Annotated in this window: 12 protein-coding genes; 7 read left to right on the top strand and 5 right to left on the bottom strand. The window is 50.0% G+C overall.

All coding sequences use genetic code 11. The features are described 5' to 3' along the window. The first annotated feature begins 208 nt into the window (after positions 1–208). The 7 genes from aroK (at position 209) to trpS (ending at position 6,605) form a co-directional block, all read left to right on the top strand. Positions 209–730 (top strand): shikimate kinase AroK, encoded by a 522-nt coding sequence (gene aroK, locus M977_RS09435; RefSeq protein ID WP_034460280.1) that lies wholly within the window; start codon positions 209–211, stop codon positions 728–730. 60 nt (positions 731–790) lie between these two features. Then, positions 791–1,879 carry a 3-dehydroquinate synthase gene (gene aroB / locus M977_RS09430; RefSeq protein ID WP_064514320.1) on the top strand — a complete coding sequence of 363 codons (1,089 nt, stop codon included), beginning with the start codon at positions 791–793 and terminating at the stop codon, positions 1,877–1,879. Positions 1,880–1,976: 97 nt separating this feature from the next. Beyond that, complete coding sequence (gene damX / locus M977_RS09425; protein ID WP_064514317.1) at positions 1,977–3,296, top strand: cell division protein DamX; 1,320 nt, start codon at positions 1,977–1,979, stop codon at positions 3,294–3,296. A 64-nt stretch (positions 3,297–3,360) separates the two neighbouring features. After that, positions 3,361–4,179 (top strand): adenine-specific DNA-methyltransferase, encoded by an 819-nt coding sequence (dam, locus tag M977_RS09420; RefSeq protein WP_064514315.1) that lies wholly within the window; start codon positions 3,361–3,363, stop codon positions 4,177–4,179. A gap of 45 nt (positions 4,180–4,224) precedes the next feature. Continuing rightward, positions 4,225–4,902, top strand: coding sequence for a ribulose-phosphate 3-epimerase (gene rpe / locus M977_RS09415; protein ID WP_064514313.1), 678 nt, complete (start codon positions 4,225–4,227; stop codon positions 4,900–4,902). Further along, entirely contained in the window at positions 4,895–5,596 is a 702-nt protein-coding gene (locus M977_RS09410; RefSeq protein WP_064514311.1) for a phosphoglycolate phosphatase, read from the top strand. Before rpe ends, M977_RS09410 begins: the two co-directional genes overlap by 8 nt. 4 nt (positions 5,597–5,600) lie before the next feature. After that, complete coding sequence (trpS, locus tag M977_RS09405; protein ID WP_064514309.1) at positions 5,601–6,605, top strand: tryptophan--tRNA ligase; 1,005 nt, start codon at positions 5,601–5,603, stop codon at positions 6,603–6,605. Positions 6,606–6,713: 108 nt separating this feature from the next. Here trpS and M977_RS09400 read toward each other — a convergent pair whose 3' ends face one another. The 5 genes from M977_RS09400 to nirB form a co-directional block, all read right to left on the bottom strand. After that, positions 6,714–6,884 carry a DUF4223 family protein gene (locus M977_RS09400; protein WP_064514307.1) on the bottom strand — a complete coding sequence of 57 codons (171 nt, stop codon included), beginning with the start codon at positions 6,882–6,884 and terminating at the stop codon, positions 6,714–6,716. A 340-nt stretch (positions 6,885–7,224) separates the two neighbouring features. Further along, complete coding sequence (cysG, locus tag M977_RS09395; protein WP_064514305.1) at positions 7,225–8,598, bottom strand: siroheme synthase CysG; 1,374 nt, start codon at positions 8,596–8,598, stop codon at positions 7,225–7,227. 19 nt (positions 8,599–8,617) lie between these two features. Beyond that, entirely contained in the window at positions 8,618–9,424 is an 807-nt protein-coding gene (nirC, locus tag M977_RS09390) for a nitrite transporter NirC (protein ID WP_064514303.1), read from the bottom strand. A 101-nt stretch (positions 9,425–9,525) separates the two neighbouring features. Beyond that, positions 9,526–9,852, bottom strand: a complete 327-nt coding sequence (gene nirD, locus M977_RS09385; RefSeq protein WP_064514301.1) for a nitrite reductase small subunit NirD — start codon at positions 9,850–9,852, stop codon at positions 9,526–9,528. Beyond that, on the bottom strand, positions 9,849–12,401 hold the full coding sequence (nirB, locus tag M977_RS09380) for a nitrite reductase large subunit NirB (protein ID WP_064514299.1): 2,553 nt from the start codon (positions 12,399–12,401) through the stop codon (positions 9,849–9,851). Before nirB ends, nirD begins: the two co-directional genes overlap by 4 nt. Positions 12,402–12,516: the final 115 nt, after the last annotated feature.

Below are 12,516 nucleotides of genomic sequence, written 5' to 3'. Positions count from 1 at the left end.
CTTGTGACAGATAACCCCGATTCATGCATTTTCTTCTTCATAAGAAGGCTGGGGAATATAATCGGTTGCCAAACCACCTTGAGTATTGAGATAATTTTCAGTCTGACTCTCGCACTATCGCTTATGAGGTTTCAGTTCATGTCCCGCTGCACCTGGTTGTAACAGGGCGGGTTTATCATCAACGAATTGTCTTAGTAGTACCGAAAAAATGGCAGAGAAACGCAATATCTTTCTGGTTGGGCCTATGGGTGCCGGCAAAAGCACTATTGGGCGTCAGTTAGCTCAGCAACTCAATATGGAATTTTTCGATTCTGATCAAGAGATTGAGAAACGTACCGGAGCTGATGTGGGCTGGGTATTCGACGTTGAAGGCGAAGACGGCTTCCGCGATCGCGAAGAAAAAATCATCAACGAACTCACTGAAAAACAGGGCATTGTGCTGGCAACTGGCGGCGGTTCTGTAAAATCTCGTGAGACCCGTAACCGTCTCTCAGCCCGTGGAGTTGTGGTGTATCTTGAAACCACAATTGAAAAACAGCTTGCTCGTACGCAGCGTGATAAAAAACGCCCACTACTGCAAGTTGAGACTCCGCCGCGTGAAGTTCTTGAAGCCTTAGCTCAGGAACGCAATCCTCTTTATGAAGAGATTGCTGATGTGACGATTCGCACTGACGACCAAAGTGCCAAAGTGGTTGCTAACCAGATTATTAATATGTTGGAAAGCAACTGATTCTGGCTTAATCGAAAAAAACGCCTGCGGGCTAAGCAACATCAAGGTGGACTTCGCGTTATGGAGAGGTTAACAGTCACTCTCGGGGAACGTAGTTACCCTATCACCATTGCTGCTGGGTTATTTAGTGACTCGGCATCTTTTGGGCCGCTGAAGGCTGGCGACCAAACGATGCTGGTGACCAATGAAACCCTGGCGCCGCTCTACCTGGATAAGGTGCGTGGCGTGCTGGAGCAAGCGGGCGTTAAAGTCGATTCCGTCATCCTTCCGGATGGCGAACAATTTAAGAGTCTCGCTGTATTAGACACTGTCTTTACTGCGTTACTTGAAAAGCCACATGGTCGTGACACGACACTCATTGCCTTGGGCGGTGGTGTCGTCGGTGACCTGACTGGCTTTGCCGCGGCGAGTTATCAACGCGGCGTGCGCTTTATTCAAGTTCCAACCACTTTGCTTTCGCAAGTGGACTCTTCTGTTGGCGGTAAAACAGCCGTTAACCACCCCCTAGGTAAAAATATGATTGGCGCGTTCTACCAACCTGCTTCGGTAGTGGTGGATCTCGACTGTCTGAATACTTTACCTGCTCGGGAGTTGGCATCTGGTCTGGCAGAAGTCATTAAGTACGGAATTATTCTCGACGGCGATTTCTTTAACTGGCTTGAAGAAAACCTGGATGCATTGCTTGCGCTGGATGGTAAAGCAATGGCCTGGTGTATTCGTCGTTGTTGTGAGCTGAAAGCAGAAGTTGTTGCCGCTGACGAGCGCGAAAGTGGCTTACGTGCTTTACTGAATTTGGGCCACACCTTTGGTCACGCTATAGAAGCAGAAATGGGCTATGGCAATTGGCTACACGGTGAAGCTGTTTCCGCAGGTATGGTTATGGCGGCACGAACAGCTCAGCGTTTAGGGAACTTCAGTGAGGCAGATGTGCAGCGCATTATTAAATTGCTGCAACGTGCCGGGCTGCCAGTTACTGGGCCGAAAGAAATGTCTGCTGCTGCGTATATGCCCCACATGATGCGTGACAAAAAAGTTTTGGCTGGTGAGCTGCGCTTAGTGCTGCCGCTGGCAATCGGGAAGAGTGAAATGCGTGGCGGAGTTCCACACGATATCGTTTTGTCCGCCATTGCTGATTGTCAGCAGGCTTAATTATTAGAAATTTCGGTCGCTGAAGTCAGGCGATTTTTAACTTCAGGTTATGTGCTGAGTTTGAATTGCTGGCACAAGCCTTTGAGTGGGGTGTTAAATGGATGAATTTAAACCGGAAGACGAACTGAAACCCGATCCTAGCGATCGTCGTTCAGGCCGTAGCCGCAAAGCTGATGAGCGCGAAAATGAGCCGCAAATCAATGTCGATGATGTTGAGTTAGACTCTGATGAGCCTCGTCCAGCGCGTACCCGTCGTGCTCGTGATGAAGAAGAGTATGAAAACGACGACTCCCTGCAAGTTGACGCAGAAGAACGTCGCCCGGCACGTACCCGCAAAAAATCCGCTAAACAGAAAGTCCCGGTTTCCCGCCAGCACCTGATGATGGGCATTGGTATTCTTGTCCTGTTGCTGCTAATCATCGGAATTGGTTCGGCCCTGAAAGCCCCTTCTACTGATACTGAAACAGCGAATAAGAATCCGAACGCTGAAAAGAATATCGATTTGTCCGGCTCTGCTGCTGACCAGGCTAATGGCGCGCAACCGCAGCCAGGTGACACATCTGCTGCTAATCAGACCGAAACCGCAGGTAACCCGCAAGAAGTGACTCTTCCTGCAATTTCTTCAACGCCGTCTGATGCGCAAACTCAACCTGCGCCACAGGGCCAACAGCGTGTTGAAGTTCCGGGCGATCTGAATAATGCACTGACTCAACAGTCCGGCCAGATTGACAATGCAGTTACCAGCTCAACGCTGCCAACAGCACCGGCGACTGTCGCGGCAGTTGCAGGCAGCAATGGTGCAACAACGGCACCACGTCCGGTCGCGAAAGCAGAGCCAGTGAAACCTGCAGCGCCACGTCAGGAACGCAAAACGGCTGTCATTGAACCGCAACACAAAGCTCAACCAGCGAAGCAACAGCCTGCCGTGAAAAGCACAGTAACAGAGCCAAAACCTGTTGCTACAGCTAAACGCAGCGAACCTGTCACAGCGCCAGCGCAGACTGCACCAGCTAAAGCGCCTATCACTGCCGCAGCTCCGCAGCAAACTACAGCTGCACCGCAAGCAACAGCAACAACATCTGCACCAAAAGCGACAGCAGCACCGGTTACAGCTGCAACTGGCGCTGTCGCGGGTGATGCAGGCGCAATCAAAGGTGCGCCGGGTAGCCATTACACCCTGCAGCTTAGCTCTTCTTCAAACTCAGCAAACCTGAATGCATGGGCGAAGAAAGAGAATCTGCAGCACTATATGGTTTACCAGACTGTGCGAAATGGTCAGCCGTGGTATGTGTTGGTTAGCGGTATCTATGCCAACAAAGATGAGGCAAAACGTGCCGTTGCGACATTGCCAGCTGATGTGCAAGCCAAGAACCCATGGGCAAAACCTATCCATCAGGTTCAGTCTGATCTGAAGTGATGAACAAGCGCAGCCGCTGTTGGAACCTTTCCACAGCAGGAAAAGGTGTAAATAGTTAGGCAGCATGAAAAAAAATCGCGCTTTTCTGAAATGGGCGGGGGGGAAATACCCCCTGCTCGAAGACATTAAAAAGTATCTGCCGAAAGGTGATTGTCTGATTGAGCCGTTCGTCGGCGCCGGCTCAGTCTTTCTGAATACTGATTACTCTCGTTATATCCTCGCAGATATTAACAGCGATCTGATTAACCTCTATAACATCGTCAAAACCCGCACGGATGAGTACGTTCAGGAGTCCCGTAAACTCTTTACTGCCGAGCAAAACGATGAGCAGGCGTTCTATCTCAATCGTACCGAATTTAACCAGTGCAAAGATGAGTTTCGTCGTGCATTGCTGTTTTTATATCTGAACCGCCATTGTTACAACGGCCTGTGTCGTTATAACCTACGTGGTGAATTCAATGTCCCGTTTGGCCGTTACATCAAACCCTACTTCCCTGAAGAAGAGTTGTATCATTTTGCCGAACGAGCGCAGAACGCCACATTCTTATGTCAGTCGTATGATGTCAGCATGGCGGATGTCAGTGCAGGGTCTGTTGTCTATTGCGATCCTCCCTACGCGCCTTTGTCGGCAACGGCTAATTTTACGGCGTATCACACCGATAGCTTTAACGCTGTGCAGCAGCAACATCTCGCGCAGTTAGCCGAAAACTTGCAAGGAAATCGCATTCCGGTGCTGATTTCTAACCATGATACGGAACTCACCCGGTTGTGGTATCACCAGGCAAAACTGCATGTCGTGCAGGTGCGTCGCAGCATTAGCCGGAATGGTGGAGCACGTAACAAGGTGGACGAACTGCTGGCGCTGTATAAAGTCAGTGCCTAAGACGTTTCGTCCGCAGTCTTTTTTGATTTGCTATTGGAGAAGCGGATGAAACAGTTTTTGATTGCCCCCTCAATCCTCTCTGCCGATTTTGCCCGTTTGGGTGAAGACACGGCTGCAGTGCTGGCTGCTGGTGCGGATGTCGTCCATTTCGATGTTATGGATAACCATTACGTTCCTAACCTCACTATTGGTCCGATGGTGTTAAAAGCCCTGCGTGACTACGGTATTACTGCCCCTATTGATGTGCATCTGATGGTGAAGCCCGTTGACCGTATCATTCCGGATTTCGCCGCGGCTGGCGCCAACATCATTACCTTCCACCCGGAAGCGTCAGAGCATGTTGACCGTTCCCTGCAACTGATCAAAGAGCACGGTTGCAAAGCAGGCCTGGTGTTTAACCCAGCGACATCGTTGAGTTGGCTTGATCACGTCATGGATAAACTCGATGTGATTTTGCTGATGTCCGTTAACCCAGGTTTTGGAGGCCAATCATTTATTCCACATACGCTGGAAAAACTGCGTCAGGTGCGTGAGCGCATTGACGCTTCTGGCTATGATATTCGTCTGGAAGTAGACGGTGGCGTGAAAGTCGACAATATCGCTGAAATTGCTGCGGCAGGTGCTGATATGTTTGTTGCCGGTTCGGCAATTTTCAATCAGCCAGACTACAAAGCCGTTATTGAACGTATGCGTAGTGAGTTAGCAAAGGTAAGTCATGGATAAGTTAAGTAAAATTCGCGGTATCGCCTTTGATTTAGACGGTACTCTGGTCGACACAGCATTGGGTCTGACGCAGGCAATCGACCAGGCGCTGTATGCACTGGAGTTGCCTACGGCGGGTGAAGACAATGTTGAAAAGTGGATCGGTAACGGTGCAGATGTGCTGGTTAAGCGTGCACTGACTTGGGCGCTGAAAGGTGAAGAGCCTGAAGCCGACCGATGCAGCATCGCTCGTAAATTGTTTGACGCCTACTATGTGCAAACAGCAGAAGAGGGCAGCTTCCTGTTCCCGGAAGTCGCTGATACGTTAGCTGTTTTGGCCGAAAAAGGCTTGCCGATGGGGCTGGTAACTAACAAGCCGACACCGTTTGTCTTACCGATGCTGGAAAGATTGGGCATTGCGCAGTACTTCAAAGTCATTATTGGTGGCGATGATGTGGAAAACAAAAAACCGCATCCCGAAGCGCTGCATAAAGTGATGGAAGAGTTGAATCTTAGCGCGGAAGAACTGCTTTTTGTGGGCGACTCCCGCAACGATATTCTCGCGGCTCAAGCGGCTGGATGCTATTCCATTGGCCTGACTTACGGTTATAACTATGGTGAGTCCATCGAGTTGAGCAAACCCGATTACGTGTTTGACCATTTCAACGATTTACTGCCCGCGCTAGGGCTCTCTAACAAAGAACATCAGGAATAAGAACATGAGTAAGCCCATCGTCTTTAGTGGCGCACAGCCATCAGGTGAATTGACCATTGGTAACTACATGGGTGCGCTGCGTCAGTGGGTCAACATGCAAGATGATTACCACTGCATTTACTGCATCGTTGATCTGCACGCGATTACTGCGCGTCAGGATGCAACGCAATTGCGCAGCCGCACTCTCGACACGCTGGCACTGTATCTAGCTTGTGGTATCGACCCTGCTAAAAGCACCATCTTTGTACAGTCTCACGTGCCAGAACATGCACAGCTGGGCTGGGCACTGAACTGCTACACCTATTTTGGTGAGCTGAGCCGTATGACTCAGTTTAAAGATAAGTCTTCTCGTTATTCTGAGAACATCAATGCTGGCCTGTTTGACTACCCGGTATTGATGGCAGCAGATATTTTGCTGTACCAGACCAATCTGGTGCCGGTTGGTGACGATCAGAAACAACACCTGGAGCTGAGTCGTGATATCGCAGCACGTTTCAATGCGCTGTATGGCGACGTGTTTAAAGTGCCAGAACCGTTTATCCCGAAATCAGGCGCGCGCGTGATGTCTCTGCTTGAGCCGACCAAGAAAATGTCTAAATCAGATGATAACCGTAATAACGTTATCGGCCTGTTGGAAGACCCGAAATCGGTCGTGAAGAAAATCAAACGCGCGGTAACTGACTCTGACGAGCCACCTGTTGTGCGTTACGATCCGGTGAATAAAGCAGGGGTTTCCAATATGTTGGATATTCTTTCTGCTGTTACTGGTAAGCCTATCCCTGAACTTGAGCAGCAGTTCGAAGGCAAAATGTATGGCCACCTGAAAGGTGAAGTTGCTGATGCCGTATCTGGTATGTTGACTGAATTACAGGAGCGTTATCACAATTTCCGTAACGATGAAGCTTATCTGCAGCAGGTGATGAAAGAGGGTGCTGAAAAAGCGCGTTCACACGCCAGCGTTACACTGAAGAAAGTCTATGAAGTGATTGGGTTTGTCGCACAGCCTTAATGACTTATGGCTCGTATACTCTCTTAATGGGGAGAATATCGTAGCTGTCTAATAATAAAAAACCGCCCTCTTATATTTGGGCGGTTTTTTATATTTGCTTCTGAACTATTATTGTGGAGTTGCTGGACCACAGCCACCAATGATTTTAGAAATAGAAATTGCTGGGTGCAGCAAATAATCATAACCACAAGATTTATCTTTGTTCTCAATGTGGCCTGTACAACCAGACAACAGAGCCAGGACAGCAAGTGCAGAAGCAGCTTTTACGAACTTGTTCATTGATATTCCCTATCATTAATTATTTGTATACCCGTCATCCTTCAAGCTGCATATGCGTTGGCTGCGTTTGTTCACCCGAATCACTTACCAGAGTGAGCTTATCGGAATTCGCGCACTTGCCGCTTTTGTGCAGCTCGAATTATTTGGGGTATATGTAATGACCTTTCAAAAAGGTGGTTAATTATAGGGTTTACTCATGGTATTACTAAGTCTGAAATCAGACACGTTATTGTATGAAATAAATATTGCTTATGATGATTAGTAAAGTAATTAAATGCTTGTAAACAAAAAAGGCTTGCCAGAATACTCGGGCAAGCCTTTTTGTTATCTTAAATAAGAATTAGTGATTCGAGAACCAGTTTAACTTATCGCGCAATGCAACGACTCTGCCGACAATAATCAATGCCGGGCTTTCAACCTGCGTCGATAATTCACCAAGCTCACTTAATATTCCGCTGACCACGCGTTGTTTGACCGCAGTGCCATTTTCAACTAACGCGACAGGCATTTCCGCGGACATACCGTATTGAATCAGTTTCTCCTGGATAGCAGGAGCCTGGTTTAATCCCATATAGAACACCAGCGTCTGTTTTTCTGCAGCCAGGTTTTCCCAGTCCAACTCACCACCAGTTTTCAGGTGCCCGGTAATGAGACGCACGCTTTGCGCATAATCGCGGTGAGTTAGCGGAATGCCGGAATAAGCTGAACAGCCGGATGCTGCAGTAATTCCTGGTATGACGGAGAACGGAATGCCCCCATCGCACAGAGTTTCTAACTCTTCGCCACCGCGTCCAAAGATAAACGGGTCGCCACCTTTCAGGCGTACCACACGTTTACCGCTTTGCGCTTCACGCAACAGGATCTGGTTAATCTCTTCTTGTGGGACACAGTGATAACCCGCGCGTTTACCAACGAATATGCGGTCAGCATCACGGCGCACCAGGTTCATGATGTCGTCGGAAACCAGGCGGTCATAAACCACTACATCGGCCTGCTGGATTTGCTGTAGCCCTTTGAGTGTCAACAGACCCGCATCTCCTGGGCCTGCGCCGACTAAAACAACTTCACCACGATGATCTAAAGGCGCGGCAAACATCGACTCAGTTTCTTTATCGATAGCTTGCTTGTCTTCGTTTGCCAGATATTGTGCCAGGCGGTCGTTTGTGAAGAATTTTTCCCAGAATCGGCGACGCTCGCCCATGGTCTTGAAATTCGCTTTTACCCGGCCACGCAGCGTCCCAGCATAAGCGGCAATTCTCCCCAAATGTAGCGGTAGAATGGCTTCGAGTTTTTCACGCAGCAGGCGGGCAAGAACTGGGGAGGTACCGCCGGATGAAACAGCTACCATCAGCGGTGAACGGTCGATAATCGACGGCATAATAAAACTGGCTTGTTTTGGGGCATCGACGACATTACAGAAAATACGGCGGGATTCGCACGAATCGCTGACTTGCTGATTCACCACATCGTTGTCTGTCGCGGCGATGGCCAGCCAGCAACCATCGAGCAGTGCGACGTCGAACTCACCCTGAACCAGGGTAATCATGCCCTGTTCCGCCCACACATGAAATTGCGGGGAAAATTCCAGGGCATTTACAGTGACTTGTGCACCTGCCTCCATCAACAAACGCGCTTTACGTTCTGCAACATCGCCACCACCGACTAGTAGGCAGGCACGACCTTGCAATTGACAAAATATAGGCAGGTGATCCACGTTCAATCCTCAAAAGAAATTAGTTGCGGGCAGTCTCCGGCGCGGCGACACGCGCAGGCTGGGGACGCTCGGCTTTTGGAGTAGCATACCAATAACCCAGACCCATGAATACTACGCCAGAAAGGGTATTCCCAAGCGTTACCCACAGCAGGTTGTGGCCGATTCCCGCCATAGTGTATGCATCGCTGTGATGACCAAACCAGGACAGAGCAAACAGCGTCATGTTGGCGATGGAGTGTTCATAGCCGGACGCGATAAATGCCAGTAGACACCACCAGATAGCAATGAATTTCGCAGCACCTTCAGTACGGACCGCCATCCAGATTGCCAGGCAAACCAGCCAGTTACATAACGCACCTTTAAAGAACAGCACCATGGCTGGAGCCGAAGTTTTTGCTAGCGCTGCGGTGTGAACCAGGCTTGTGTCTAACGGCAGCAGACTACCGCCGCCCCATTTGTACAGCAGGGCAACAAACACGGAGCCAATCAGGTTACCCAGCCAGGTTTGCGGCAAAATGCCCCACATTTGACCATGGGAAATGGTGCCTGCTTTAACACCAAAAGTCAGGAACATAGTGTGGCCGGTGAATAATTCAGAGCCAGCGATGATAACCAGTGTCAGGGCGATACCGAAGGTCGCTCCCATCACTAGTGGGCGCAAAGATGGCTCGACCAGGTTACCGAGGGTAAATATTAGAATGATCCCAAGGCCCACGTATGCACCAGCCATTGCGGAGCTGATCCAGAAACCAAGCGGGTTGTTTTGCGACAATCGGGTAATACGGGCGGCATTCGCCGCACATTTATTAATGGTATCGGTGAACATTTTTGTTATCCCAACAAATTGAAAGAAAAAGAGAATCTAAAAAATCGCAGAGGGAAGAGTTTTATGTCCTCCGCTCTACGATGAAGCCTCAAGGACTTGTTTTAAGCTTTAATCTGAACCTGACCGTCCTGAACGCGCGCTGGGTAGTGCGCAATTGAGCGGCTCTCGTCTTCCATGCACAGTCCGTCTCGCAGTCTGAAGTGCTGCTTTTTCAATGGACTGGCGACCCAAAGTTCGCCCTGGTGTTCAGCGATAAGGCCACGAGATAACACGCTCGCTTCGAAGAACGGGTCAATGTTGTTGATGGCGAAAACCTGGTCGTCATTGCGTGGGCGGAAAATTGCAATTTGCTCATTACCTACCAACGCGCAAACACCGGTAGCAGGCAGGATGTCGTTTAACTGGCAAACAGTAGTCCACTGGCTCATACATTTTCCTCCACTTCTTCTACCAGGGTAACCGGGATGCGCTCGTATGGTGTCGCTGGGCGATGCTGTTCACGTTCAGGTACAATTTGTACGTTCGGGTCGCGCACCGGGCTGTTGATAAAGTGTTTGAAGCGGACCTGAGCTTCTGGCGTGTTAACTGTCTCTGTCCATTCGCAAATTACTTTCTCGCGCAGGCGCTCTAACTCAGCTTCAAGTTGAGCGTTCAGGCCCAGCTTATCTTCGATGATGACTTGTTTCAGATACTCAATGCCGCCTTCCAGGCTGTCGAGCCATGGTGCGGTACGAGTCAGTTTGTCTGCGGTGCGGATGTAGAACATCATGAAACGGTCGAGATATTTGATCAGCGTTTCATTGTCTAAGTCAGCAGCCAGTAAATCGGCGTGGCGTGGTTTCATCCCGCCGTTACCGCAGACATACAGGTTCCAGCCTTTTTCGGTTGCGATAATCCCGACGTCTTTACCCTGTGCTTCCGCACATTCGCGAGTACAGCCGGAGACACCAAACTTCATTTTGTGTGGGGTGCGAATGCCTTTATAACGGTTTTCCAGCTCAACGCCGAAACCAACGCTATCGCCAACGCCATAACGACACCAGGTGCTGCCCACACAGGTTTTAGCCATACGCAGTGCTTTCGCATACGCGTGGCCTGTTTCAAAACCGGCTTCAATCAGCTGACGCCAGATCTCTGGTAAGTCATCTTTTTGCGCGCCAAATAGGCCGATACGTTGGGAACCGGTGATTTTGGTGTAGAGATTGAATTCGCGAGCGATACGGCCCACTTCCATCAAACCTTCTGGGGTAATTTCCCCGCCCGCAGAACGTGGAATAACGGAGTAAGTGCCGTCTTTCTGGATGTTGCCCAAGAAGTTGTCGTTGGTGTCCTGAAGCGGCGTGTGCTGTGGTGCCAGCACATAGTCGTTCCAGCAAGAAGCCAGCAGGGAACCGACGGTCGGTTTACAGACTTCGCAGCCGTAACCTTTGCCGTATTTTTGCAGCAACTCGTCGAAGGATTTAATCCCTTCAACGCGGATAAGGTGATAAAGCTCCTGGCGTGAAAACGCGAAGTGTTCACACAGGTTATGGTTAACTTCGATACCTTGTTTGCTCAGCTCAGCGTTCAATACCTGAGTGATCAATGGGATGCAGCCACCACAGCCTGTACCGGCTTTGGTTTCCGCCTTCAGTGCAGCAACAGTATGGCAGCCGTTGTTGATGGCTTTAACCAGATGCCCTTTGGTGACATCGAAGCAGGAACAGATCTGCGCGCTGTCCGGGAGCTTATCAACACCAATGGCTGGTTTGCCGGAGCTTGCATGGGCTGGCAGAATCAGCGCATCCGGGTTTTCTGGCAGCTCGATGTTATTGAGCACCAGTTGCAGCAGGTTGCCGTAATCGCTGGTGTCGCCCACCAGAACCGCACCGAGCAGGGTTTTGTTGTCGGCACTAACAATCAGGCGCTTATAAACTTCTTTGCTTTCGTCGAGATAAACATAGCTGCGGCAGTTTGGCGTGCGGCCGTGCGCATCACCAATCCCGCCAACGTCCACGCCGAGCAGTTTTAGCTTGGCGCTCATGTCTGCGCCTTCGAAGGCGTTTTCTGCACCGAGCAGGTGGTCAGCGGTAACCTGCGCCATTTTGTAGCCAGGGGCGACCAGGCCGAATGTGCGGTTATTCCAGCTGGCACATTCGCCGATGGCGTAAATGTCCGGGTCAGAAGTCTGGCAGGTATCATTGACCGCAATACCGCCGCGTTGACCTGTTGCCAGGCCACACTGGGTAGCCAGTTTATCGCGAGGGCGGATACCGGTTGAGAAGACGATAAAGTCGACTTCCAGATCCGTACCGTCAGCAAAGCGCATGGTTTTACGCGCTTCATTACCAACCTGAACGATTTCCTGGGTGTTTTTGCTGGTATGAACCCGCACACCCATGCTTTCGATTTTATTGCGCAGCTGCTCGCCACCCATGCGGTCGAGCTGCTCGGCCATTAACATGGGTGCGAATTCGATAACGTGCGTTTCAACGCCGAGGTTTTTCAGCGCGCCTGCGGCTTCAAGACCCAGCAAGCCACCACCGACTACGGCACCGCGCTTGCTGCGGCGGGCACATGCTTCGATGGCGTTCAAATCTTCGATAGTGCGGTAGACGAAACAGTCTTGTGTTTCAGAACCTTTAATCGGCGGGATCCACGGGTAAGAACCGGTCGCCATCACCAGTTTGTCGTAATACACGGTACGACCGGTATTCGAGTGGATCACTTTTTCCTGGCGGTTAATGGTGATAGCGCGTTCGCCAACCAGCACATTTACACCGTGTTTCTCGTAGAAGCCGTCACGAACCAGGGATAATTCTTCAGCAGTATGATGGGAAAAATAGGAAGATAAATGCACGCGATCGTAGGCTTTGCGCGGCTCTTCACAGAAAACAGTAATGTCGAATTGGCCTGGCTGGGCTTTATCAAGTAAGTCCTCGATAAAGCGATGGCCGACCATGCCATTACCGATGATTGCGATTTTGACTTTGCTCATAATTGCCTCAATTTCTTTTCTATTACTGCCTACCTTAACGATTCAGCAATGGCGATTATTGATACAAATCAAATACACCTTTATATACCTCTTAATAGGTATATTGCTGATTTTA

Origin of the sequence: Buttiauxella gaviniae ATCC 51604, from assembly GCF_001654835.1 — a bacterium.
Classification (GTDB): Bacteria; Pseudomonadota; Gammaproteobacteria; order Enterobacterales; family Enterobacteriaceae; genus Buttiauxella; species Buttiauxella gaviniae.
Note: the sequence above shows the minus strand (reverse complement) of the source record. Positions and strands in the feature narration are given on the sequence as shown.

What these genes read in the sequence shown, in the direction of transcription:
- aroK (WP_034460280.1), top strand. Translation starts at nt 209, where the DNA reads ATGGCAGAGAAACGCAATATCTTTCTGGTTGGGCCTATGGGTGCCGGC.
- aroB (WP_064514320.1), top strand. Translation starts at nt 791, where the DNA reads ATGGAGAGGTTAACAGTCACTCTCGGGGAACGTAGTTACCCTATCACC.
- damX (WP_064514317.1), top strand. Translation starts at nt 1,977, where the DNA reads ATGGATGAATTTAAACCGGAAGACGAACTGAAACCCGATCCTAGCGAT.
- dam (WP_064514315.1), top strand. Translation starts at nt 3,361, where the DNA reads ATGAAAAAAAATCGCGCTTTTCTGAAATGGGCGGGGGGGAAATACCCC.
- rpe (WP_064514313.1), top strand. Translation starts at nt 4,225, where the DNA reads ATGAAACAGTTTTTGATTGCCCCCTCAATCCTCTCTGCCGATTTTGCC.
- M977_RS09410 (WP_064514311.1), top strand. Translation starts at nt 4,895, where the DNA reads ATGGATAAGTTAAGTAAAATTCGCGGTATCGCCTTTGATTTAGACGGT.
- trpS (WP_064514309.1), top strand. Translation starts at nt 5,601, where the DNA reads ATGAGTAAGCCCATCGTCTTTAGTGGCGCACAGCCATCAGGTGAATTG.
- M977_RS09400 (WP_064514307.1), bottom strand. Translation starts at nt 6,884, where the DNA reads ATGAACAAGTTCGTAAAAGCTGCTTCTGCACTTGCTGTCCTGGCTCTG.
- nirC (WP_064514303.1), bottom strand. Translation starts at nt 9,424, where the DNA reads ATGTTCACCGATACCATTAATAAATGTGCGGCGAATGCCGCCCGTATT.
- nirD (WP_064514301.1), bottom strand. Translation starts at nt 9,852, where the DNA reads ATGAGCCAGTGGACTACTGTTTGCCAGTTAAACGACATCCTGCCTGCT.
- nirB (WP_064514299.1), bottom strand. Translation starts at nt 12,401, where the DNA reads ATGAGCAAAGTCAAAATCGCAATCATCGGTAATGGCATGGTCGGCCAT.